The organism is Paenibacillus sp. FSL L8-0435 (assembly GCF_037965655.1).
In the GTDB taxonomy this organism is placed as follows: Bacteria; Bacillota; Bacilli; order Paenibacillales; family Paenibacillaceae; genus Paenibacillus.
Map to the genome: position 1 here is coordinate 3,409,823 of NZ_CP150185.1, position 25,547 is coordinate 3,435,369.

Below are 25,547 nucleotides of genomic sequence, written 5' to 3' on the forward strand. Positions count from 1 at the left end.
TTTTTGGAGGCTTGTTATGAAACTTGTAAACCCGTGGGAAAATATCGCGATTCAACAAATCATCCCTGGAAGCAGCATCCATAATTTTGATGGGAAAGTTCATATCCTTTATGTGTTGAAGGGCTCTATCGAAGTTGAAAGTGAAGAGGAATCGATCAAGGTCGAGTCGCCAGGGTTTTATATTTTACCGAGATCCGACTCCTTTCAGTTGACGTCAACACAGACTCTTTCCTACGATATCGCACTCTATTATAACTATGATAAGAATCAGGGAGACAACGGATACCAGTTCGAGTTTCGTGGCGATTCGAGAAAAGGCGGGAATGGTAGTGACGAGGAGATGAGTCATCTTGCCAATAAGCTACTGTCCGGATTTTACTTGGAGAAAAACAGCATGTCTGACGTCGAGGTATTTAACCTCTACTTCTCAATGTTGAGCTTGCTGGAGAGAAAGTATTATAAGGAAGTTCCCATTCGCAGTAATAAAAATATGCGCAGCCGAATTGAAGAGATTAAATTCTACCTGGGTAACAACTTCGAGAAAGATATCAAGTTGAAGGAAATCGCCAAGAAGTTCTTCGTATCAGAACAGTATTTGTCACGAATATTCTCTGAAATCGTTGGACAATCGTTAAGCGACTATCTGCTGGGGCATCGAATGCGCAACGTGGAAAGACAACTGCTCGAGACAAACGATCCGGTAACCTCTATTGGATACGAGGCGGGGTTTACGAATATCAATTCCTTCAACAGACTTTTCAAAAAGAAACATGGCATAAGTCCGAGCACATTCCGTAAAACGAAGACGCCTAATCCGGTTATTCGGAATATTGAATCAGAGGAATGCGATCAAAAAGAATTAGAAGCCGTTCTGCAGCATGTGAATCAGGAGAAGAAGCGTAAAATTCGAATAGAAGCTCAGAATAGCGAAGATATAAGGATCTCGTCCGCAATCTTGAATGTAGGACAAGCTTCAAAACTGCTGATGACTGAGTTGAACGATCAACTTGCTGTATTTGAAAAGTACAAGATATTTGAATTCTCAAGAGTAAGTGGACTCCTGAACAGAAACATGCTTCGCGTAGAAGGAAATACTCCTGATTACGCACTGGTTGCAAAAGCGATCGGAAAGCTTGTGGCCAGAGGCTGGAAGCCGTTTATTGTACTTAATCCTCCCGAAGCTGCCGAAGTCGTTACGAGTGTTGGTCATAACCATAGAACATACTCCTTGGAAAACTGGCTAAAGGAAATTCAAGAATTGTTCCGTCTGTTACTTAATCAATACGGAAAATCAGCGTTGGTCCAATGGAAAATCGAAGTGGTCAGACCTAGCCCATGGCATTATGAGACGGGTATTAATCATGGTTGTGAACGTTTCAAGGGAAAACTTCGCAGTTATGACTTATCCCTGGATGAAGAATTTGTTAAGTACTACGATGAAGTACGGAAATTACTCAAAAAGGTGGAACCCGGTTTACAGGTTGGGATCGGAGGCATTGTGTTAGAGAATAAGGAGACTCATCAGCATGGCTTTCTGGCTCATCTTGTGCATGAGGGTATCGAACCAGACTTCTGTGGAATTTCCGCACTGCCGTATTCCAAAAAGAACAGTACCACTAACGGTAAATCTGCAATCGTCAAGTCAACCAAAGAAAACTATTTATTGATGATGACCCAAAGCCTGATTACGTATCTGGAGGATAATCTGAACGTACCAGACCTCTATCTCACCGAATTCAACATTACGTCATCGAGTCGCGATCAGTTGAACGATATGGCATTCAAAGGATTATATATATTTCACCAACATCTGGGTCTCACTGACCTCTACAAAGGCATTGGATATTGGTTGGTGTCAGATTTTGCTTACCCAAATGAAATTGCGGAGGAAACCATTGAGTTTAGTGGTGGTCCCGGACTTCTAACCGTGAGTGGCATTCCCAAAATCGGCTTTTATGCCTATGAATTCCTGAACAAACTTGGAAATACATTGCTTTTTCGGGATTCATCCTTGTTCATCACCAAAAACGAAGATGAGGATATTACAATTTTGGCTTATTTATACGCTCCGGTAGACCCATCATATTTTAGCTCGTTCGAAAAATACGATATGAACAGTAACAAATTCATCTTTCACAATCCTGCATCCAAAAATATGATATTACAACTATATAACCTGCCTGCAGACTGCCGTAACTACAGAGCTGTCGTAAAAAAAATAAGCTTCAACGATGGAAATGCGTTAGATGAGGCTTTAAAGATGACCAGTCTGAATTCATTCGACATGGAGACTATAGATTACTTAAAAGTCCGGAGTACCCCGGTAACTTACTTGAGACATATCCAGGCTCGTGGGGGAACTCTGGAAATGGATATTAAGATTGAGCCTCAACAGATACTCTGTATTACGTTGGAGCGAATGTATTGAGAACTATATTTTCTAATCATTAGGTTGTATGTATATAAGTAATTGCTCTAAATTAACCATCAAGTCTTAGAGAAATTAACATCATCAAGATTGTAGGAGTAATTAGTAGGTAAAATGCAATCTTTGTTATGAAAAAGTAACTAAAATATGATATGTAATCGGTTACTTCAGTCCAAAAAATCGGATAAACCCCATGTTGAGATTACAAGTATAAGTTATTAAATTATTAACATGGGGTACGAAGTGAAACAGGAGGAATGGCTTTTGTTTAAGAAAATGAGTGCATTATTTAGAACTGAGAAACAACCACAAGAGCAACAAAGTACAACAGTTGTTGCAGATGAAGTTCAACCATCTATTTCTGACGAAATACTGCTTAGTCCTATGATCGGGCAATTAATTCCATTGAGTGATGTAAAAGATCCTGCTTTTGCTATGGGGGCTATGGGGGATGGAATCGCTATTGAACCCATGGAAGGAAAGGTTTTATCACCAGTAGATGGTGTTATTATGAATACGCCTAAATCCAAACATTCATTATTTATCAATAGTAAGAATGGCGCAGAAATATTAATTCATGTTGGGATAGATACGGTTAAGCTTAAAGGAGAGCATTTCAATGTTCTGGTTCATGTAGGACAACAGATAAAAGCTGGAGATTTACTTATTGAATTTGATTTAAACATGATAAAGCAGAGTGGGTATGAAGTAACTACACCGATAATTATTACGAATAGTTCGAACTACTCTCAGATTGAAAAAAACGAATATAAAAAAGTAATTATCGGCGAACAAATCCTGCAACTACATGCCGAAGTTTAAATTTACTAATATAGAGTGCAATAGCATATCCCATATAAAGCCGCTGTCATAGCGGTTTTTTTGGTATGTACATAAGTTCGTTTACTCTTGAGTGCACCAACCCGAAGGCAGAAAAGATGCAAAAGACTGATCCATCTGCTGGAATCAGTCTTTTGCACTTTCTGGATATGCCGTCACTCATGTATTTCCTCGCTACAGACAAAATGGAGCAGCATCTTCACAAACTGCTCCCTGATCCGTGTATCCATTTCATCGGATTTGGACGGATCGATCTTAACGATCCTCTGTAGCATACCCATCATCGTTGTGAAGATGAATTGAGCAAGCTCGAGTGGGGGGGACGGATTCTTGATACTGCCGTCAGCAACGCCTGTAGTTAAAGCATGCAAGAGGAAATGGTCTTCTTTCCCGTGCTGGTTGAACTTATCATACTTTTCTCTTAATTCAGGACTAAAATCATACATCTCATAGTTGATATCAAATAATTGAATAAACCGGATGTAGTCTGGATGATCCTGGGCAAACACAACCCATACATTCAACATGACCTTAAGTTGTTCTCGCCCGTTCATGTCCTTCGTTGATGTACGACTAATCTCATCTGTTAAATGTTCGATCAGTTGCATCTGAATGGCTAGAAGAAGCTCAGCCATAGACTGAAAATGTTTATAAAAGGTCACTCTACTAAGTTCAGCTTTCGTACATACATCCTTAATCTTCACCTGGAGCAATCCATATTTCAAAAAAAGCTCCTTACCTGCTGCAATCAAATCATCACGATGTTTATTTCCCAATTGTTGATGCCAGTTTTCATTCACTTGTATACAATTGTCCTTTCTTCGAACGAAATGCGTTCAAGGTCAGTCCGAGAGAAGCGAGCAGCATAATTGCACCAAAAATATACGGGAAGTTTATGTTTTTGTCAAACAATAGTCCTGCGATCAGCGGCCCAATCACCGTTCCGAGACTGGAAAATGTGGTGTTCAGACCGGATGCATAACCTTGCCGATCTCCCGCATTCTTGGATATTAACGTGCTGACCGAAGGTCGCAAAAACGAATTAAAGGCAAAGAATAACGCAGAAGCGAACAACAGAAACACAAGGTTGACTTTAATTAACATTAACAATAAAGCTATAGGTGTGATTATCAAGGAGAGACGGATCAACTTAATTTCACCGATTCTCTGTACGAACCAATCCAAAAGCCAGATCTGAACAACGATACCGATAATCGCGCCCAAGGTAATAATGATGGAGATTGTTGCAGCATCAAATCCATATTTTTGCTCTGCAAAAAGAGCGAATACCGTCTCATAACTCATGAGGCCAAAGGTCATGACAAGCAATACAATCAAATATTTGAAATAGGGGACTTTAAAAGAACTCCAGATTTTTTTGCCCAAGTGATCTCCTTTTTGAAGACGGATGGAGACCGTTCTTTTCTCCGGGGGAAGTGTCTCAGGCAATAGCAACGTCATTAGGGCCGCAATCAGTCCCAGCCCCGCTGCGAAGAAATAGGGCATGCGAATGCCCATCTCGGCGATGAGACCGCCCAGACCAGGTCCCAGAACCATCCCCAAGTTCATAGCTGCGCCGAAATAGCCCATGCCTTTTGCACGTGTTTCTGGCGTTGTAATATCGGCGACATATGCGAGGTTGGCAGGAACCATTAAACCAAGACTGATTCCACCGATAAAGCGTGCGACATAGAGGAACGGTAATGACGTCGACAGCGCAAATATGATATCTGAGATGACAGACAGAAACATACCTGCGATGATCAACTTTTTGCGTCCAAATCGATCAGACAGTTGTCCCCCGAGAGGTGAAAAGAAGAATTGAGCCGCACCAAAGGCGGCAACTAAAAATCCTGCTACTGTGCCTCCCGCATGAAAAAGCTTCAAATACTCTGGCAATATGGGGATGATCATGCCTTGCCCCAATAAAGCGATAAACAGATTTAACATCAGAATGAACAGTGGAAAGCGAACTGATTTTGGTAATGTACTCATGTACGTCATTAACCCCTTCGTTTACAACTTGTTAACCTTTACATCGTGTAAACCATTTTAAATGATTTGAAGGAAATATGTAAATCTTTTTTTTAATGAAGCAGTCTGATGAGTAGAGTTATAATTGGATTCATATGGAGGTGGGAACACGTGAAATTAGAGGAATTGTTTACGGTACATGTGAACATCGAAGAATCATTTGATTTGCAGAATAGCGAAGATGATTCGGTTGTCATGATTACTTTTACAGGCAGCGTAACCGGAAAGTACTTTGAAGGAATCGTGCTGGGTGGAGGAGTGGATACGCAGATCATCGGGAAGAATGGTGGTCCGCATACTCTATCGGCAAGATACATGCTCCAAGGCAAGGACTACACAGGGCATACATGCAAAATTTATATCGAAAATAACGGAATCATCGATAAAACGCTGAAAACTGCTTTATTTCGTACTTCCCCCAAGATGATTACAGACAGCAAAGCCTTATCCTTCTTGAATCGTGAGACACTTGTTGGAGAAGGTCATCCGACGGAGTCAGGGATAGATATAAAAATATATAGAAAACCGCTGTAATGCGGGATAAATAGCAATTATTTGTTTATTGTATGGCAGAGAAGATAGCTTTTTATAACGAAAAGTCAGAGTCGCTAAATAAAGCGGCTCTTTTTGTCGTATGAGACTTTACGTCAATTTTTATATGTATTCTTTTACAATCAATTAACATAGGATGGATACTGCGCAGACACTTCTCACCTATAGTATGATGAGCGAAAATAAAACTAATACGAGCATATCAAGGGAGAAAACGATTCAATATGATGATCAAAAAAATCGGGATTTCAGTAGCATCACTCGCCATGTTAACGTCTGTAAGTGTGTTTGACGTATATGGTGCAGGCTCCAAACGCATGATCGAAGTGTCTGAACAATCGGCTAATGTGGTCGTGAACGGACAAAGGGTGGAAGGAGAGTCGTTTCTCTACAATGGAGTTACTTATGTACCGGCAAGAGCTGTTGGAGAGGCCCTGGGGCAAGAGGTAGACTGGGATAACAACACCCAATCGGTATTTGTTGGAGCAAAAATGAACGATCAGCAGGGATACCGCGGCACCAAAACGCCATATCCTTTTAAGGCAACAAGTTATACAAAAGCTCCTAATGGATATGAACCCGTATTTATTAACTACATAGGGAGACACGGTTCCAGACATCTATCCAGTTCCAAGTACGACAAGACGCTCTTTGAACTGCTTGACATCGCTGAGAAGGATGGGCAGATCACTAATCTGGGCAAAGAGCTGAAGAAGGAAATTGGCAATCTGATGAAGGTTGAAAAAGACCACTATGGATTGTTATCCACTACGGGTGGAGAAGAACTGAAAGGAATAGGAACCAGAGTCGGGCAGAATTTCAGAGAACTATTTACATCAGATAAAAAAGTAATTGCTCAGGCCACCTTCAAAGATCGAACGCCCCAGAGCAGAGATCAGTTTATTGACGGGTTAGAGGAAAGCTTGGGAGATAACAAGGTAGACATCCTGGCTTCAGCCTTTGAAGAAGGGAAAGACCCCTATCTACGGCCCTACGACCTGGCTACGAAGTATAACGAGTACTTAGAAGATGGAGACTGGGTTAAATTATACGAGGATTATGTCACACAGAGGACTGGAACGCGGTATGCAAAAGAGGTCCTTTTGCAATTTTTCTCTGAAGACTTTTATCAACGGCTGAACGCTGGAGAGTTTGAACTGAAAGATGAGAAGGGAAAAGTGAAGCTCAGCAACCCAACCGAGGCTGCTTCTAATTTATACGAACTCTACATCATATCTTCGAATATTAAAGGAGAAGGTGACTTCGAATTCGGGCGGTATTTCACGGCTAATCAGTTGAAATGGTACGAGAGCATTGACAATATCAATGATTTCTATGAAAAAGGTCCATCTTTAACGTCAACGGATCTGCCGCAGAATATCATTGCACCTCTGGTCAAAGAGTTGATCGTGTCTACCGAACAGTCCATTCAGCAGAAAGACACGGCTGGTATATTTCGTTTTGCTCACGCAGAAACCATCATTCCATTATCTTCATTCCTGGATATCGCCGGAGCTAATGTGAGCATTGATAAACCGCAGGACGTGACCCAAAACTGGAATGGCTCGGTTATCTCACCGATGGGGGCAAATATCCAATGGATTCTGTATTCCAATGGTAAGGATATTCTCGTAAAAATGCTTAGAAATGAAGGAGAGATTGCCTTCCCGATTGAAACAAAGACCTATCCGTACTATAAATGGGAAGATGTGAAGACATATTACGAAAACAAACTGCAGAAGGTAGGCGTAAGCTTGGACAGCAGTTTGGAAGACAATATCGAGCTTTTACAGAAAGAATTCTAGTTGGTGAACCCATATCAAATGTGGATGAACATGAAGAAAGCAACTCCTAAACGGGGCTGCTTTCTTTTTTTATTTGGAACGAAAAGAATGAACGCAAAAAAATCCTAAAACAAAATGTGACCAAATGCCGTCCGTAAGAGTGTTAGAGGTATAAAGGAGGGCATACAACCATGCAGCGATCAGTGCCCCAGCTGGGCGATCATGTGATGAAAGTCTATGAGACATACGCGGATACGCTGTTCCGGATTGCCATGGTGCACCTCGGCAGACGAGAAGACGCGGAGGAAGCCACTCAGGATACCTTCATCAAACTAATAGAAAAAGCACCTACATTCAACGATGCGGAGCATCAGAAAGCATGGTTGATTCGGGTCATCACCAATCATTGCAAATCCTTATTAGGCAGAGGCTGGCGTAAACGGGAGGTTAAGCTGGAGGGAGTCGATCCCCTTACAACAGACAACCCTGAAGATCACGCGCTGATCGAACTTGTGCTGTCACTGCCCGTCAAGTATAGATCGGTGGTTCATCTGTATTATTACGAAGATTATCCGATCCGAGAAATCAGCGAGATCCTGGAGATTAGCGAATCAGCAGTGAAAATGAGATTAAAACGAGGCAGACAGCTGTTAAAACTGGAGCTGGAAGGAGAGGAACTGTAATGAACGAAGAACAATTCAAACAAAACTATAAGAAAGCGGTGGATAATATGAAAGCAAACGAACAAATGAAGAAACGGGTAGAGCAATCCTTAAACACGCAACATCAGGGACCAAAACGTCAACGTAAACCATTATACATTGCAGCAAGTGTCGTTATCGCTGCCAGTATTGGCTTGGCTGCGCCAAGTGTATGGCAACAATTCAATGGACCAGCCGCACCAACACCACAGGTGGCAGCGGTGACTCCAGGCACGTCGTTCGATCCGATCGTGATTCCGAAGATGGAGTTGCCGGATTCACAGGTCAAAGGCGCGATGGCTGATATGGTGCAATTGGTCGTGTATGGAGGAAACGTCTATACACAGTCCCCAACATTGCTTGAAGGCGCCAATGCACTCAACCTGCGGGGGGATAAACTGGGGACCACCACTGGCGGCATTGATGAGCTGAGCGGCCAGGATAAATACTCGGAACTTGCTTCCAACATTGGCGAAGCTGACATCTATGCGGTCAATGGCTACGATAAGGACTTCCGCATCATGTCTTACACCGAGATCGATGGTCAGGTGTATGCTCAACTATTTGACAAGAACAACGGGATCACCATTGGTACTGGTGCCGATCTGATCGGCAAGCTACATCTCGAAGGCAACATCACTTCTGCGCAATGGGAAACGTTTGACAGCTGGAATAACGGATTGCAGCAGCTTCAACCGTTAGCAGCGGATGAAGCACTGGACAGCTTTATCTCGGCGTTATCTGCTGCCAAACCAATCGCAACGAGCCCGGAATTGGAAGAGAACCTCTACGGCAAGGAAGATCGCAAGATCATCTATCTCACATTGGAAGATAAAACGCAGGTCCCACTGGTTCTATTCGGTGAAGGTCTGGTTCGTTACGGTAATGTTCCGGCATTCCTGGAAGTGGAGAAAGGCACATTTCAATCATTCTGGAACAGCTTGGGTGAGTAACGCGAAGACAGTAATATGGATTCATGAAGAAGAGCGAACATGGCACGCAAGTGCTTTGTTCGCTCTTTTGATTATCGGTGGGGTTAGATTAATTAGAATTTTTGTAATACACCAAGTGATCGGTCCATTCATTATTTTCGTGAATAAACCCTTTACGTAGACATTCAAATTCCATACCAACACTCTCTGCCAGTTTCATGGAAGGGGTGTTATCCACATTGATATGAGCCTCTATACGGTGGAATTTCAGATGTTCGAATGCAATATGAAGTGCTTCATTCACTGCTTCTTTCCCATAACCTTTTCGCCAATACTGATTATGGATCGTGTATCCGAAGCTTCCCCATTGAAAATCATCTCTTGCCAAGGTAGCAATATCAATCATACCCAGATGTGTACCATCATGCTTTCTAAACACACCAAATACATAAACGGCATCTGTACGCGCTAACTCTTGATGTCGATCTACCAGATCACGAAACCAATCCAGTGTGCATTCACTCATATCCATTTTGCCTGTATCATGACGGTGTTGGGAGGGATGACGGTTTTCGAACTCATTCAACCAATTTTCATAGTCGTCTTTCTGTAATGGTCGGATGACTAGCCGTTCTGTCTCTGAAATATGATCAAATTTTTCTGGTTTTAATATCAAAATGACAACTCCTCTGTATTGAATGTATGCTCATGGCATAGCACTGAAATAGTCCATAACCACGCTGCGAAACTCTAAAGCGGCTTTGGAAATATATCTGTTTTTGTGCGAAAGTAGAGCGATTTCCCGAACGAGCTTGTGTTCCTCTACCTGAAGATATCTAATGCGCTCATGCGGGTTTCTGGCTGTGCTAGGTATAAACGCGAGACCGATCTCCGCTTCCACAAGGGCTGTTAATCTTGCAGGCTCATCACCTTCATATACATACTTCGGTAGGAAACCAGCGGATTGACATACGGAATCTACCATATCACGAACCCCATACCCTTGCTTCACCCCAACAATCCGCTCGTCCTTAAGCTCGGTTAATTGAATGCTGCTTCGATCTGCATATCGATGACCCATAGGAACAGCGACTACAATCGGATCGTCATATAGGATCTGACATTCGATATCGTCACCATGAATCGGAGGGGAGGAGAGACAAAAGTCCACCTCGCCCCGATGTAGAAGTCTGGACATGTTTTCTAACGAAACCATTTGCACATGGAACTGAATATCCGGTTTGTTTTTCCGGAATTCCCGCAGTATGCCTGGCAATGTGCTCGCCGTAGTCACCGCCAATTGCAGTGTACCCTGATCCGGGTTGGAGAGGTCAGCAATTTCCCGCTTTCCTTGTTCCAATTCAAATAAGGCTTTTTCAGTTCGCTGAAGAAATGTTCTTCCAAAGTCGTTTAATCGCAGCTTTCTCCCGATTCGATCAAATAAAGGGACTCCCAGGTCATCCTCTAATCGTTGTATCGTTTTGCTCAGGGAGGATTGCGTGACATGCAGCTTTCCTGCAGCTTCCGTAACATGTTCGCATCGGGCCACCGTCAGGAAATATTTTAGTTGAAGAAGTTCCATTTGCACCATTCCTTCATTCCTTCTAGTTCATCAAATCATAACATATAATGCGTTGGAATAAATGAATGTTTTCAAGTAAGATGACAGCAGAAGAAGGAGAGGTGCACCAATGAACGTTCGAAATAAAGGATTGATGTTAGCTGTTGGACTCGGAATTATGTTGAATCCGTTGAATTCCTCCATGATTTCGGTGGCTATTTCAAGGCTACAACAAGTGTATCAACTTAATTTTACAGCCGTTTCGTGGATTATTTTATCATTTTACATTGCCAGTGCTGTCGCTCAACCCGTCATGGGCAAATGTAGTGATTTGTTTGGCCGCAGGAAGATATTCCTCATGGGTCTTATTATTGTTTTTGTATCATCCATGCTAGCTCCGTGGTCTCCCAGTTTTTCGTGGCTCATCGTATTCCGAATCATTCAATCGATTGGCACAAGCATGATGGTGGCCGTCGGAATGGCGATTGTCAGAATTAACGTGACTGACAAGCAAGCCTCCGCCTTGTCCACCTTGGCTATATTCCTTTCTGGAGCGGCTGCGATCGGGCCCTTTATTGGTGGAGTATTGATTCATTGGTGGGATTGGCATAGCATATTCATCGTTAATATTCCGTTTGTCTTGGCAAGTTTTTGGTTCGCCTGGAAAACAATCCCGAAGGACGAGCAATCCCCGTCTATCTCTGGTCACATGTCCATTCGGAAATGGCTTGCGTTAATTGACGCACCAGGCATCCTGATGTTTACGGTAGCCTTGGTAACTCTGCTCATCGGTTTACTTTCAGTAAATTCCACAGGAGATATTTCAACATGGCATCTGCTGACAGGAGCGATCGGGTTAATCGCACTCGTTATGTTCATTCGACATGAATTAAAAGCAGACACGCCTTTCATCCCTCTGCGAACCTTTGCCACATATCCCGAGATGACTTGGGTGAATGTGCAATACATGCTGGTAAATATCCTGTTTTACGCACTATTTTTTGGAGTTCCTACGTATTTGAAGCAGATACGACATCTCAATGAAGTTCATACAGGAATGAGTATGCTAGCTTTGGGGTTATGTTCAGTCATTATTGCTCCGATTGCAGGGCGCTGGATTGACAGATCAGGATCACGGCCAGCGCTGATCTTATCCGCTTCTTTAATGACATTGGGCTCTATATTGATCGTTGTTATGAATGAAACTTCTCCAATCTTCATAATCATTGTTGCCTTAGCTTTATTTGGAATAAGTAACGGCCTAAACGCGGTTGGCATGCAAGCAGCACTGTTCAAAAGCACACCCAAAGAAATGATTGGAGTCGCATCGGGTATTTTTAATACATCACGCTACCTGGGGACCATCTTATCGTCGTTATTCATTGGAATTGTTATGGGAGATACATTTAATGTGACAGGATTTCACATGCTTGGCATCATCCTTACGGTATTAGCTGCATCATTGATCATCATGAGCGTACGTCGCGAGGCAGGTCCGGTGAGTCCGGAGCAAGTAAGCAAGTAAATAGCGAATCTGCCGTGCAATAGCACGTTTACACCCAATGAATCAATAGCTCCATTGGGTGTATTTTTTGTTTTTCACCAAGTTGTCAGAAAGAGTTGATCCTTTCTTGAACGTTTAAGGTAGAAGACGTGTCTTTGATTGAATTAGGTAAAAATAAAGATATAATAATTTTGATTAATAGGCTTGGTCAGTACTTGAAGTGCATCAATATCAGATTTTCATAGGCATCCAGCGCTTGTTATAATCGGGAGCCAACAGGAGTAAACGCATTAAAGGTGTGGCAAGATATCGTCGTACCTACCTTTGTGAAATATTTCGCAACTATGCATTGAGCTTGGCCGAAGCTGATATTGATTGTTTCAAAATTGAACAGAGTTTGAAGGGAGGCAGTATAACGAATGGCTATTGATACGGTGTTATGGAGCAGGCTGGTGACTGGTTTGACGCTCGGGTTCCACGTTATTTTTGCAACACTTGGTGTCGGTGTGCCTCTGATGATCGCTATTGCAGAGTTCATCGGCATTCGGAAGAAGGATCACCATTACATACTTATGGCGAAGAGGTGGTCACGAGGGTTTGTCATTTCTGTCGCGGTTGGTGTCGTGACAGGCACAGCGATATCGCTGCAATTGGCTCTGGTATGGCCGAATTTTATGAAACTGGCCGGGAATGTCATTGCACTGCCACTATTTATGGAAGTATTCGCGTTCTTTTTTGAAGCCATCTTCCTGGGCATTTACCTGTACACGTGGGATCGGTTCAAAAATCCGTATATCCACTGGTTGCTGACCATTCCAATTGTCGCCGGGGCAGGTATGTCTGCTGTTTTTATTACTACAGTGAACGGATTCATGAACCAGCCTGAAGGCTTTGTGATGGAAGCAGGCCAATTCATGGCAGTGAACCCCGTGCAAGCGATGCTGAATACGGCGACGTTCTCCAAAGTGTTCCATGTATTAAGCTCGGCTTATCTGACAGGAGCTGCCCTGTTAGCAGGAATAGCAGCCTTTGCGATGCTGAGAAAGGGAGTGTCCGCCTACCACAAAAAAGGCTTGAATCTCATGATGGCCGTTGTACTGGTATTCAGTTTATTAAATTCCTTAGCTGGAGATGTATCTGCCAAGTTTTTGGCTGAGCATCAGCCGGAGAAGCTCGCAGCTGCCGAGTGGCATTTCGAGACGGAAAGCGGAGCGGATTTGATTTTATTGGGATGGCTGAATGCTGAACATGAAATTATAGGCGCACTACATTTGCCGAAGGTGCTCAGTTTCCTTGCCTTTGGAGACTTTGATGCCGAGGTAACCGGGCTGAACGAATTTCCACCAGATGAGCATCCACCTTTACTTGTGCATTATTTGTTTGATCTAATGGCTGGAATCGGATTTGCTCTGCTTGCGATCTCAAGTCTGTACTTCCTGTTTGTATTCTGGAAGAAACGTAATCAGTTTAACAAGTGGATGCTTCGTATGGTTGCACTCAGTGCACCGCTCGCTTTTCTGGCCGTTGAGATGGGTTGGTTCTATGCAGAGATTGGGCGGCAGCCATGGATCATCCGAGGTTATATGCGAGTGGAAGAGGCCGCTACTTCTTCACCGAGTGTGAGAATTTTATTTTTCGTCTTCTTGCTTCTCTACATCCTGCTAGGCGTTATGTGTGTCGTTGTACTGAGACGGTTGTTCAATAATAATCCTGCTGAACTCGAGATGGAGAAATGGTTGAAGGAGAAGCATGATCAATCAGCCGAGAAAGGGGGTCAGGCATAATGAGTTATGAATTAATTGGTATTTCGGTACTCTGGCTGTTCTTGTACGGCTATCTTATTGTAGCTTCCATTGATTTTGGAGCAGGTTTCTTCGCCTTTTATGCACGCCTGACGAAGCAGGATCACCTGATTAATCGTCTGATCTCCCGTTATCTATCACCGGTCTGGGAGATCACCAATGTATTTTTTGTCTTTTTCTATATTGGCATCGTTGGATTCTTTCCGGATACTGCTTACTATTATGGCTCCGCGCTGCTTGTTCCGGGAAGTATTGCCGTCATTTTACTTGCCATTCGTGGTTCATTCTATGCTTTCGAAAATTATGGTTCTAAAAAAAGTATCGTGTATTTGTTCTTATATGGAGCTACGGGTCTACTTATTCCAGCGTCATTGTCAGTGGCACTGACCCTGTCTGAAGGTGGCTTTATTTTGAAGCAGGGAGATACCGTTTCCCTGGATTACTGGGCGTTATTTACCAATCCGTTATCATGGAGCATCGTTGGACTGGCAATCGTATCCGTATTGTTCATTAGCGGGTCATTTCTAACATTTTATGCTTCTCGGGCAGAGGATCATTCGGCATTGAAGCTAATGCGTAACTATGCTTTGTTCTGGAGCACACCGACCATTATTCTCGCGCTGACTGCATTTATATATTTGGGTCAACACAATGAGCGTCATTTTCAAAATATGATGGATCTATGGTGGCTACTGGCGCTTTCCGTTGCGTTTTTCATGATTGCCATGTGGCTGTTATATAACGGACGCCGTTACGGTTTAGCTTTTATATGCATCATGCTGCAATTTCTCACAGCCTTTTTTGCTTACGGGATTGGGCAATATCCTTACATTCTTGATCCATTCATCACCATTCAGAGCAGCGCCACACCACCTGCAATGGGCTTTGCACTCGTCGTTGTGTTTATCGGTGGTCTGTGCCTGTTAATTCCTTCTCTAATCCTGGTCTTCAAACTGTTCCTGTTTGATGCGGATTATGTGAAAGGGAAAAAATAAAGGAGGAGCGTTCAATGAAAAGGAGAGGCAAATCCAATCTGATCTCGCAGCAAATGTCTTTACAACGAAAAAACAGACTTCTCCTTGCGATCATTTCGCTGGCCCTTGGTGTAGCTATTGTAAGCCAGGCCACCTTGGTAGCTGAAGCAGTCCAGCGAATCTTTGTAGAGAAAGCTTCCTTTTCATCCGTGATGCTGTTGCTTGGCCTATTGCTGGCTGTCATGGCTGTACGCTCACTGTTGTCGTATGGTAATGGGAAAGTGGGCTTGCATATGGCAGCACGCGCCAAGACGAATATGCGAGCATCTGTGTTGCAGAACCTGACCCGCGCTTCCATGCCTTCAACCCTGAGTGGACAGACGGGAGGAAAGGTCAGTGTTGCTTTGGATGCTGTGGATGAGGCTGACAGTTATTTCAGTCAATATATGCCTCGAATGATGGAAGCCGCGATGATCCCGATTCTGATTCTGGTTGTTACGTTTACGCAGCACGCCAACACAGGCTGGATTATGCTATTCACGGCACCGTTTATCCCGCTGTTCATGATTTTGGTTGGGCTCCAGACAAAGAACAAATCAGAAGAAAAATATGCGCAACTTGCCGAGTTTTCCGGTACGTTTCTGGATTCGCTTCAAGGGCTGGTTACGTTGAAAATATTCGGACGGGCTAAACGTCAGCAGCAGGAGATTGAACGCAGCAGTCTGGGGTATCGTGATGCCACCATGGGCATTTTGAAGATTGCATTTACAAATACGTTTATACTGGAATCGATCGTGATGTTAAGCATTGGTATTGTTGCGCTTGAATTGGCTATTCAGTTACTTGTGTTCAAATCGATGAGCTTCCACACAGCCTTTCTTGTGTTGTTACTCGTGCCCGAGTTTTACAGTCTGTTGAAGAATACGGGAACGGCTTTTCACAGCGGTCGAACCAGTATGGGGGCCATTCGTAAGGTGGAACAAATGCTTGAGGAAACTAGTGTCAAGAGCACACAAACGAAGCCTGAGAATGTTGAGAAGGCCACACATACCAGTGATACTAATGGTCAGATCGTGCAGCAGACTGGGGTACACGCCCCTCGCGCCGAGTTCATAACAATGCCACCAACCATTGAACTGAACGATGTCCGATTCCAGTACACACCTGATTCCTTTGGACTTGAGACAGGACAGATCTTGATTGGACCGGGAGAACAGATCGCTATTGTAGGCAAAAGTGGCTCCGGTAAAACCACGCTGCTTCATCTCATTGCCGGTTTACTGAAACCAGATTCGGGAGCGGTTCTGGTTAACGGAAGCGAGATTTCACAACATGATGAGGCTGCATGGTTTGAACGTGTTAGCTATATTACACAGCATCCGTATATTTTTGCAGGTACATTTTCCGAAAATATCGCGATTGGCGCAGGTCGGAACGTCTCCAGAGCTGAAATAGAGCAGGCGGCAGAGGAAGCAGGGCTTGCTGGTGTTGTCGCACAATTGGAGCAGGGCTTGGATACGTTTGTTGGTGAAGGTGGCCGGGGGCTGTCTGGCGGGGAAAAGCAAAGACTTGCTTTGGCACGTGCTTTTCTGAAGCGACCAGCTGTCATTTTGTTCGATGAACCCACCGTAGGATTGGATTTGCACACCGAGCGGGTAATGCAACAATCCATTGCGGCATTAGCCAAAACGGCAACGATGATTACGGTGGCACACCGTTTATATACGATTCAACATGCAGACAACATTTTGTTTATGGACAATGGGGTGTTGGTGGATTCAGGACATCATGAAGCGCTTCTGGCGCGCCTGCCTCAATATGCGGAGATGGTGGATGTACAACGGAAAGGAGGGTTAGCATGAATGAGCTGACGATTCTGTCAAAAGCGATGATTCAGGAGCGCAAGGATATCTTGCTTTCGATATTGGGCGGATTTATCGCCGGCATAGCAGGGGTAGCTCTCTTTTCCGCAAGTGGTTATATGATATCTCAAACAGTATTTGCGCCACCGCTGTACACCTTAATTGTACTCACCTCCATGGTCAAACTACTTGGTTTCCTTCGAGCGGCAAGTCGCTACGGGGAACGCTTGTATTCGCACAGGGCGACATTCTCCATGCTGAGCCGTTTGCGGACGTCCTTTTTTGCCAAACTGATCCCGGTAACGCCAGGTATATTGAACAAAAACCGAAGCGGGGATCTGCTTGCGCGGATCGTGGGTGATGTGGAAAGTTTGCAAAATTACTTTTTGCGGGTCGCGTATCCACCCATCATGGTCGTTATGGTGTTTTTGGCTACCATGCTGTTCACTTCGGCCTTTTCGATCTGGATTGCGTGTTTGTTAGTACTAGGTATGTTGATTACGGCATTTGTTGTACCAGGTATTGTCTTGTTAGGTCAGCGAAAAATACACGGACGTGTCCGCCAGCAAAGGGCTTTGCTGTCCACGGAAGTAACCGAAGTGTTGTATGGTTTCAGGGATCTGAAAGTATACGGCCAATTGGAACAGCGTGAGCAGCAGCTTCAGCAGGCTTCCGCTGCATTGGCAACAGAACAGAAACAAGCCGCTTCGCACCTGCTGCGTGGGCAATCCATGCACGTTTTTGTGACGTATCTCGTTACATGGGGTGTGCTAGCACTCAGTGCCTTCTTAATTGTGAATGGAGCGTTTGCCGGTGTATTCCTCGCCATGCTGATCCTGGCCACGCAGACCGTATTCGAAGAAGCTGCCGCAATGGCTATATTACCTCTATATAAGCAGGATAGTGAACACGCTGCTCAGCGACTGGCGGAAACGGTGCAGACCTCTGATGTGCAACCTGTTCAGCCAAGCGGTGACGTGTCAGCCGATCAGGCGGTTTCGATTGAACTATCCGGTGTTAGCTTTCAATATGAAGGGGAATGGAGACCGGCGCTGAGGGAGCTCTCCCTGCAACTTGCAGCAGGCTCCAAAACAGCGATTGTAGGGTCGAGCGGGTCAGGTAAGTCAACGATTATTGATTTGTTACTCAAGCTGCGTGTACCAACGTCTGGCGATATACGGTTAAACGATGTTCCGGTGCAGGAACTGAATGAGGAGAGTATTTGGCAAAGGGCAAATGTTGTGTTGCAGCAAAGCCATTTCTTCCGGGGAACCATCCGGGACAACCTGTTGCTGAATGGAGAAGAACATTCAGATGAACAACTGTCGGCTGTGCTGGATAAAGTCCAACTGCCGAATAAGTTATTGACCGACATGGTATATGAAAAAGGGGAGAACCTGTCGGATGGTGAGAAGCAGCGGCTGGCTCTAGCACGGGCCATGCTGCGCAAAGGACGGTTATGGCTTCTGGACGAACCAACTTCTTCGTTGGATTACGTCACAGAGAAACATGTGCTCCAGCATCTTCTTGCACAAGCATCCGAAGATACATTTCTTCTGATCTGCCATCGGCTGACGGGATTGGAAGAGATGGATCGGATTGTGGTCATGGACCAAGGCAAGATTGTAGAATCGGGTTCTTTCTCCGAGCTGATGGAGCAAAAAGGCTATTTTTATGAAATGAAACAAATTGAACGACAAATGATTGGAGACGTCGGGGCGTAAGAATCTAGTCTATTGAGTAGACAATACGGTCGATTGTCGTTAATGAAGAAAACTTCAATAAATCAATTTTATAAATTTAACTAAACCCCAAAGGATGCGGTGCATATACTCCTTGGGGTTTGTTTTGATATAATAGTTTTTTATGTCTATAAAGGAGATGGAAGATGGGAAAATATAAGTGGGATATTGTTTTTTATTTGGCCGTATTTTTATTTGTTGTGTACATGAAGATGAATGACCAATCTCTGTTTTGGATACTTGGAGTTGTTCTCACCGCTACTCTGATCATGTTTACCATTCGTATTTTTTATCCTCTGGGTTGGGAAACACGGATGGACCGCGTCGAGGCATTTCTACGCAGACAGGAGAATACCCCAAAGCTTTATATCTATTACGCTCTTGCAAACAGACTTGATGATGAATTGGAACACACAATAGAGCGCATCAGAAATGAGGACACCAATAAAAGGACACAAGCAGTATATAATGCAGCTTACGGCTCCTATCACAACGACTTGGTAGCTGTTCGTACTGCGGTGCAGAATATGCGTAGATCGGATTATCGTACATATTATGAAACGTATTTACTTATGGAAGAAGGAAGAAGTGAGCAGGCGAGGGAACACTTGAAATCCATTAACAAGGTCTGGATGAGATCTTCGCTTCTTGCAGCGATTGAACTAAAAGCGGGACAACGCGAAACTGCGATTCAGCTAATACAAGAAGCAATGCATGCTGTCAGAGGTGTCCATCGTTATATGATATTTAAGGAATCAGAGAGATACTAAGGGTGAACAAAAATCTTCCTTGGCATATAGTACAACTGACACGGACAAAAGCTTGTTCCATATAGGAGCAGGCTTTTATCTTTTGTCTTAAAGGAAGGACAGGAAGGACAAGAGTATACAGAGGCGCTAAACTGTTCGGCATAGTGGGGAACACCCGAATTAAAATGCTCTCCAACCAATTAGCCTATATGATGAGAATCTTAGCGTCTTTTAGTAACCTTTACATAATAGCAGATGATTCAGCCGTTTTAATTTTCTTGGTAAGCGGCTTTTTCCTTAGTGTCCTATCATACAAATATGGCTTTCCGTGATAATCCCGTGCATGCTGTTGTTTCTGCTTTTTATGTATATCAACCTTGATCTCCAGATTGGCAACGTTATTCTGGAATTCAGAAGCAACTCGTTTGCACCATTTCAATCCACTTTCTTCAGATGCACTGAAATGAACACGTAATAGATATCCGTTCACCGTTAATTCAAACTTGTATAAATTCATGATATGTATCCTTTCCAGGTGGGCATGTTATGTTACACCAAATACGATAACCTGATTATAACAGGAACGTATGTTCTGTAAAAGTGTTATTTATGATACCCGCAATTCAATAAGGTTCGCTAGACATCTTTGCAAGAGTCCGTTTAATGGTAAAATATCTAAAAATGGTTCATGTTGGGGGATACGCATGTATAAACTGATGATCGTAGATGATGAATTGCTCATGCGGGTTGGAATTCGTTCCATGCTGAATTGGGAAGAGTACAATTTCTATGTTGTTGGTGAGGCGGGAAATGGAAAAGAGGCATTAAGCCTTGCGCTTGAAGTGATGCCTGATCTAATTATTACAGATATCAAGATGCCGATTATGGATGGGCTACAGCTTATACAAGAGGCCTCCTGCGTACTGAAAACCTGTAAGTATGTCATCCTGAGTAATTTTGACGAATTTCATTATGTGAAAGAGGCGCTAAAACTTGGCGCTTCAGATTACTTGATTAAAAGTGAGATCACCGAATCCTCCCTTATTGACCTCCTGAGCACGGTTGGACAGAAACTGCAAAGTGAACATGTTCACCCAACCAACACACCCTCTATAACACAGGACTATTCCAAGAGCCTAAGATATCTAAAGGATAGTTTCTTCCAAGATATTGTAAGCGGATTCATTAGTGAGGAGGATATCATCACCAAAGCGGAAGAACTACATTTTCGTATACGTTCGGACCAGTTGGTTGTCATGAAGTTCATCGTGAATTATTACGAGGATGCAAAGCGGAAATATGTAGAGAAAGGGGAAAAGCTGCTCCGATTTTCGATTCTTAATATTATGGAAGAGATTATTCCTTCGAAGTGGGAGAAAGAGATTTTTGTTGAAAGTTCCTCTGAATATTGGGTGATCGTCAATGTACTTCCTGAGAGCCAATCTGTACATGCCGACTTGAATAAACTATGTAATAAATTGCTGTCTTCAATCAAGGATTTTATGAATCTATCGCTCACGGCTGGGGTGAGTAGAATGACTTCCGGTTTTCTTCACATCAGGAAGGCCTGCCAAGAGGCAGAAACGGCTCTCCAACAGAGTTTCTTCACAGGAAGCAACCAGGTGTTGCATTACGATGATATGGTTCAATCCCCAGATCGACATGAAGTTAAGGGGGCTTTAAGCCCGCAACAAGAACGAGATTTGTTGAAGTTATGGGTAAGCAAAGACAACAAAATGGCGGAAGAGTTCCTTGAAGGAATCCGATCCAACCTGGAACAGCTACGAGCGGATGAGAATAGCATTCGCAAGCAATATATCATGGTAATGGAAACGATACATTCCCATTTATCCCGCGCTACGGAAAGAGGTGCTCCTTCTTTAACAGAAAAATCACCCTATGAAATCGTTCTAAAGGGGGAGTATTGGGAGGATATCCACCAAGATATGCTTGCTCATATTGCATATTACTTCCAAACCGATTCCCAAATCAAACAGGAAAGCACGTACACCGATCTCGCCACTGAATTGATCGACAAGTATTATGCGGAAGATATCTCACTGCAAAGTATCGCTAGCCAAATCAGTGTGAATCCGTCGTATCTCAGCCGTGTGTTCAAACAGGAACGAGGAGAGAACTTTATCACGTACTTGACCCGAGTTCGAATTGAACATGCGAAGGCGTATCTATTGAGCAGAGGAATGAGAGTGTATGAAATCGCAGAAAAGGTGGGCTACCATAATTACACGTACTTCAGTAAAATTTTCAAAAAATCGGTAGGGGTCACTCCGGAGGAATATCGAGAATTACAGCAGGGATGAATGTAATCGGTGAATAGAGGTGCAGCATATGAAGCATGTTCGGCCCTTCCGAATCAAGTACAAAATTATGGTGATCTGTATGACGGTCATTATCCTTCCGGTATTGGTGATGACCATCAATTCGTATTACTCCTCAGAGCGGTTATTGGCACAGAACTATACAACGTTGCTAAACGATCTGGCCAAACAAACGAATATCCGCATTGACGAGTTCCTCAAGGAGATTGAGAAAATTTCGCTGCTAGCCAGCAATGGCCTTAGTGACAATCTGTCTGCGACTCATGAAGGGAGTTTCCCTATACAGGATTTCCTGCGAGAGGGTGATGAACATCATGAGATTGCCGCATACAATATTCTGATGAATTATATCATGATGAAAGATCGCGTATTCTCCATCTACCTCTACAATATGAACGGGGGGCAAGACCTTTTTGTCAGTCCACATCAACCCATTGATCCAAACTTCAAAGTAGCAAACGAATTGTGGTTTAAAAAGTTCATGCATGATAAGGATCGAACCATTACCCTCACAACACGAATCGACGAGCAATTGGAGAATAAAATACTGGCAGTGTCACACGCACGCAAAATTCATGATGTGACTAGTGGAAAACTGCTTGGCGTGATCGTTGTCAGCATTGATATCAAATTCATTGAAATCGTCAACCGCAACTTGCAGGAAGGGCTGCGCTCCAGATTCATGATTGTTGATGAGGATGACAAGATCGTATATAACGTGAACGAACGATTAATCGGGACACTGTTCCGTGACAACGTTCGTCCGCCTGAATCACTAAATGTCGTGGTGACCAGTCCCCTTAGTCAGCAAAAATGGACAACTTACTTATATATGCCTTTGGATGAACTGACTGCTGATGGCAAAATATTGGGCCGTAATCTGGTGACGCTTGCCATCGTTATTGTTCTTTTTGCTGCCGTCATATCCATCTTTTTATCTCACGTGATCACAACTCCCATTAAAAAATTGCTGCGGAATATTGCTCTAGTGGAGAAAGGTCAGTTCGAACAAGTTGTACCTATTGGCTCCAGAGATGAGATTGGCCATTTATCCATTCGGTTCAACAGAATGTCACACGAATTGAAACGGTTGGTCGAACGGATGCAGCAGGAAGAGATAGATAAAGCCAAGGCCGAGATGCGTGCGCTCCATGACCAGATCAAGCCTCATTTTCTGTATAACACCCTTGGGTCGGTGAAATGGATTGCCTCGATGCAGCAGGCTGATAAAATCGTGGAAATGACCGATGCACTAATCTCGATGCTCCGCTATGCAACAAAATCTGATGGAACTCTCGTAACCATTTGTGAAGAACTCGATAATATAGCGAATTACGTAACGATTCAGAATGTCAGGTACTATGGTTGTATTCAGATGAGATATGAGGTTGAGGATAGACTGCTGAATTATCGCATGCCCAAAATGATCCTGCAGCCGATTGTGGAGAATGCGATTTTTCATGGTCTGGCCGAACTGGAAGAAGACGGAATCATCACTATTCGGATTCAATCACAGCTGGATGAAGTTGTGATCGAAATCTGTGATAATGGCGTGGGGATGGATCATCAAACGATGCAGAATCTATTGGAAGAGAAGTCCGGTGCACGTACGGGAACGAATGGGATTGGATTGCATAATGTGCAGCGGCGAATTCAACTTCATTTTGGGAAACCCTATGGAATACAGGTGGAGAGTAAAATGGGTGAAGGTACCATTTTCTCCATTCTGCTGCCTGCCATCCTAGAAGCCAAATAGTCATTCATGCTTTCATTTATGCATCTCATAATGCAGTACAGCGATCATAAAAATAAGTTTAGATATAAACAAAGGGCTCGCAGTATGAACTGCAAGCCCTTTTGTTCACCCTTTGACGCTACCTAACACCAAACCTTTGGTGAAATATTTCTGTAAGAATGGATACACAAGCAAAATCGGAATGGCACCCAGGAACATCTGAGCGGCGCGCCCCGTCCTGGCGTTCATCATGGACAACAGCTGCGTATAATCTGACCCAGATTTCAGCATGATTTGCTCAAAACTTTGCAGAAGGGTCTGGAGGTAACTTTGTAATGGATAATTGTCTGGATTGTTCATATAGATAATGCCATCGAACCACGAATTCCAGTGAGCAACGATACTGAACAAACCAACCGTAGCCAGAGCGGGCTTGAGAAGTGGGAGTAGAATACGAAGCAATACCTGTACAGGCCCAGCACCATCGATAATGGCTGATTCTTCAATCTCCTCGGGCAGCCCCCGAATGAAATTCATGAGGATAATCATACTGAATACGGGGAGGGCCCCAGGCAGGATCAGAGACCATATGGAATCGATCAGTCCCATTTTGACGACTACCAGATAGGTTGGAATTAGACCTCCACTGAATAACATGGTTACGATGAAAAATCCCATATAGATATTACGCCCCATCAATTTTTGTTTTGATTTGGAGAGGGGATAAGCCGTGAGTACGATCAGAACCAGATTCACCAACGTTCCGATAACGGTTCGTTGAATGGCTACCCAGAGAGAGGAGAAAAATGATCCTCCAGTTAATGCAAATTCATAGGCTTTTGTCGTAAATTCCACAGGCCAGAACGTAACACTCCCCGCAGATACAGCCGCGCTGCTGCTGAATGAAACAGCCAGCAGGTTGATAAACGGCAGGATACATAGGAGAGAGATTAGAAGCAATATGGTGTAGTTTATGATAAGAAATACACGTCTGCTCATACTTTTATCATAGATCATAATGTAAGTTCCTCCTTCTTAGAAGATACGATAGCCAGCCACTCTGTAAGCCAGGATGTACGATACAGCAACGAGAACACTGGAAATGATCGATTTGAATAACCCGACAGCGGTACCAATTGAATACTGTGCTTGTTGAATTCCTAAACGGTAGACATAGGTATCAATAATATCACCGGTCTGATAAACAACAGGGGAGTAGAGATTATAGATTTGGTCAAAGCCAGCATTGAGTACGTTCCCAAGTGAAAGTACGGTCATTAAAACAATGGTTGGCATGAGGAGAGGCAACGTGATGTAGACGGTCTGCTTCCACCGTTTCGCTCCGTCGATCACTGCGGCCTCATAAAGTCCCGGATCAATACTGGTCAGAGCTGCCAAATAAACAACCGTGCCAAATCCGAAGCCTTTCCATATGTCACTCACAATCATCGTCCAAGGAAAAATAGAGGGTGTGCCAAGGAAGGAGATCGGTGCAATCCCAAATACACTTAGAAATGTATTGATAATACCGTCGGAGCTAAGGATATCCAGCATGATGCCAGCCATAATGACCCAAGAGAGGAAGTTCGGAATGTAGACAAGGGTTTGAAATGTACGTTTAATTCCACTGTGTAGTACCTCGTTAAGCAATAATGCGAAAATTACGGGTACGATTATACCACCGATAATCTTAAAGACAGACATGTACAATGTATTCCAGATCGTTCTTACGAAGTTCGGCTGATTAAATATGTGGGTAAAATTATCCCACCCTACCCATGGCGAGTTGAAGCCGAGACCCGGATTGTACTTCTGAAACGCAATAATAAGTCCGTAGAAAGGGATGTAACAAAAGATGAAGACCAAGACCAGGCTTGGGATCAACATGAGATGGTAAGGACTCTGCTGCTTCCATTTTCTCAACATACATATTCCTCCGTTCCTTGTACGCCAAATGTAATCGCTATCAAATAAAGGGGAGAGATCACCCTCATCCCCTCTTTGTGAC

21 protein-coding genes are annotated in these 25,547 nt (G+C 43.6%); 14 read left to right on the forward strand and 7 right to left on the reverse strand.

Going from position 1 to position 25,547, the window contains the following annotated elements; translation table 11 throughout:
- Positions 1-16: 16 nt before the first annotated feature.
- Positions 17-2,428, forward strand: coding sequence for a helix-turn-helix domain-containing protein (locus NST33_RS14845; protein ID WP_076210792.1), 2,412 nt, complete (start codon positions 17-19; stop codon positions 2,426-2,428).
- Between the two features lie 264 nt (positions 2,429-2,692).
- Positions 2,693-3,250 (forward strand): PTS glucose transporter subunit IIA, encoded by a 558-nt coding sequence (locus tag NST33_RS14850; protein ID WP_076210790.1) that lies wholly within the window; start codon positions 2,693-2,695, stop codon positions 3,248-3,250.
- 173 nt (positions 3,251-3,423) lie between these two features.
- Here the strand turns inward: NST33_RS14850 and NST33_RS14855 are convergent, their stop codons facing one another.
- Positions 3,424-4,068: a TetR/AcrR family transcriptional regulator gene (locus NST33_RS14855; protein WP_076210789.1), complete on the reverse strand. Its 645-nt coding sequence runs from the start codon at positions 4,066-4,068 to the stop codon at positions 3,424-3,426.
- A complete protein-coding gene (locus NST33_RS14860; RefSeq protein ID WP_076210787.1) occupies positions 4,061-5,263 on the reverse strand; it encodes an MFS transporter in 1,203 nt (400 codons plus the stop codon). The genes NST33_RS14855 and NST33_RS14860 overlap by 8 nt, the downstream gene beginning before the upstream one ends.
- A gap of 150 nt (positions 5,264-5,413) precedes the next feature.
- On the opposite strand from NST33_RS14860, the gene NST33_RS14865 reads away from it, so the two are divergent.
- From NST33_RS14865 to NST33_RS14880, 4 genes are all read left to right on the forward strand, one after another.
- Positions 5,414-5,836: a DUF3237 domain-containing protein gene (locus NST33_RS14865; protein ID WP_221821127.1), complete on the forward strand. Its 423-nt coding sequence runs from the start codon at positions 5,414-5,416 to the stop codon at positions 5,834-5,836.
- A 242-nt stretch (positions 5,837-6,078) separates the two neighbouring features.
- Complete coding sequence (locus NST33_RS14870; RefSeq protein WP_221821128.1) at positions 6,079-7,659, forward strand: histidine-type phosphatase; 1,581 nt, start codon at positions 6,079-6,081, stop codon at positions 7,657-7,659.
- 170 nt (positions 7,660-7,829) lie between these two features.
- Complete coding sequence (locus tag NST33_RS14875) at positions 7,830-8,321, forward strand: sigma-70 family RNA polymerase sigma factor (protein WP_036615805.1); 492 nt, start codon at positions 7,830-7,832, stop codon at positions 8,319-8,321.
- Positions 8,321-9,292 (forward strand): hypothetical protein, encoded by a 972-nt coding sequence (locus tag NST33_RS14880; RefSeq protein ID WP_221821129.1) that lies wholly within the window; start codon positions 8,321-8,323, stop codon positions 9,290-9,292. The genes NST33_RS14875 and NST33_RS14880 overlap by 1 nt, the downstream gene beginning before the upstream one ends.
- A gap of 88 nt (positions 9,293-9,380) precedes the next feature.
- On the opposite strand, the gene NST33_RS14885 is transcribed toward NST33_RS14880, so the two are convergent.
- The gene (locus NST33_RS14885) at positions 9,381-9,947 is read right to left on the reverse strand and encodes a GNAT family N-acetyltransferase (protein WP_221821130.1); all 567 of its coding nucleotides are present in this window, start codon (positions 9,945-9,947) and stop codon (positions 9,381-9,383) included.
- A 30-nt stretch (positions 9,948-9,977) separates the two neighbouring features.
- Entirely contained in the window at positions 9,978-10,853 is an 876-nt protein-coding gene (locus tag NST33_RS14890) for a LysR family transcriptional regulator (RefSeq protein WP_339185401.1), read from the reverse strand.
- Positions 10,854-10,962: 109 nt separating this feature from the next.
- Between NST33_RS14890 and NST33_RS14895 the strand changes: the two genes are divergently transcribed.
- The 6 genes from NST33_RS14895 (at position 10,963) to NST33_RS14920 (ending at position 19,486) form a co-directional block, all read left to right on the forward strand.
- Complete coding sequence (locus tag NST33_RS14895) at positions 10,963-12,357, forward strand: MFS transporter (protein ID WP_221821131.1); 1,395 nt, start codon at positions 10,963-10,965, stop codon at positions 12,355-12,357.
- Between the two features lie 398 nt (positions 12,358-12,755).
- Positions 12,756-14,120: a cytochrome ubiquinol oxidase subunit I gene (locus NST33_RS14900; protein ID WP_221821132.1), complete on the forward strand. Its 1,365-nt coding sequence runs from the start codon at positions 12,756-12,758 to the stop codon at positions 14,118-14,120.
- Positions 14,120-15,133: a cytochrome d ubiquinol oxidase subunit II gene (locus NST33_RS14905; protein WP_174806461.1), complete on the forward strand. Its 1,014-nt coding sequence runs from the start codon at positions 14,120-14,122 to the stop codon at positions 15,131-15,133. The genes NST33_RS14900 and NST33_RS14905 overlap by 1 nt, the downstream gene beginning before the upstream one ends.
- A gap of 14 nt (positions 15,134-15,147) precedes the next feature.
- Positions 15,148-16,974: a thiol reductant ABC exporter subunit CydD gene (gene cydD, locus NST33_RS14910; RefSeq protein ID WP_221821133.1), complete on the forward strand. Its 1,827-nt coding sequence runs from the start codon at positions 15,148-15,150 to the stop codon at positions 16,972-16,974.
- Entirely contained in the window at positions 16,971-18,698 is a 1,728-nt protein-coding gene (gene cydC, locus NST33_RS14915) for a thiol reductant ABC exporter subunit CydC (protein WP_221821134.1), read from the forward strand. The genes cydD and cydC overlap by 4 nt, the downstream gene beginning before the upstream one ends.
- A 164-nt stretch (positions 18,699-18,862) precedes the next feature.
- Positions 18,863-19,486: a hypothetical protein gene (locus tag NST33_RS14920; RefSeq protein WP_221821135.1), complete on the forward strand. Its 624-nt coding sequence runs from the start codon at positions 18,863-18,865 to the stop codon at positions 19,484-19,486.
- Positions 19,487-19,706: 220 nt separating this feature from the next.
- Here the strand turns inward: NST33_RS14920 and NST33_RS14925 are convergent, their stop codons facing one another.
- Positions 19,707-19,982, reverse strand: a complete 276-nt coding sequence (locus NST33_RS14925; RefSeq protein WP_221821136.1) for a hypothetical protein — start codon at positions 19,980-19,982, stop codon at positions 19,707-19,709.
- Between the two features lie 187 nt (positions 19,983-20,169).
- Between NST33_RS14925 and NST33_RS14930 the strand changes: the two genes are divergently transcribed.
- Together NST33_RS14930 and NST33_RS14935 are read left to right on the forward strand one after the other, a co-directional pair.
- Positions 20,170-21,786, forward strand: a complete 1,617-nt coding sequence (locus tag NST33_RS14930) for a helix-turn-helix domain-containing protein (protein WP_221821137.1) — start codon at positions 20,170-20,172, stop codon at positions 21,784-21,786.
- A gap of 28 nt (positions 21,787-21,814) precedes the next feature.
- Positions 21,815-23,560, forward strand: coding sequence for a sensor histidine kinase (locus NST33_RS14935; RefSeq protein WP_221821138.1), 1,746 nt, complete (start codon positions 21,815-21,817; stop codon positions 23,558-23,560).
- 105 nt (positions 23,561-23,665) lie between these two features.
- Here NST33_RS14935 and NST33_RS14940 read toward each other — a convergent pair whose 3' ends face one another.
- Both NST33_RS14940 and NST33_RS14945 read right to left on the reverse strand, forming a co-directional pair.
- Entirely contained in the window at positions 23,666-24,556 is an 891-nt protein-coding gene (locus NST33_RS14940; protein WP_307412710.1) for a carbohydrate ABC transporter permease, read from the reverse strand.
- Between the two features lie 18 nt (positions 24,557-24,574).
- Positions 24,575-25,465: an ABC transporter permease subunit gene (locus NST33_RS14945; RefSeq protein WP_221821140.1), complete on the reverse strand. Its 891-nt coding sequence runs from the start codon at positions 25,463-25,465 to the stop codon at positions 24,575-24,577.
- Positions 25,466-25,547: the final 82 nt, after the last annotated feature.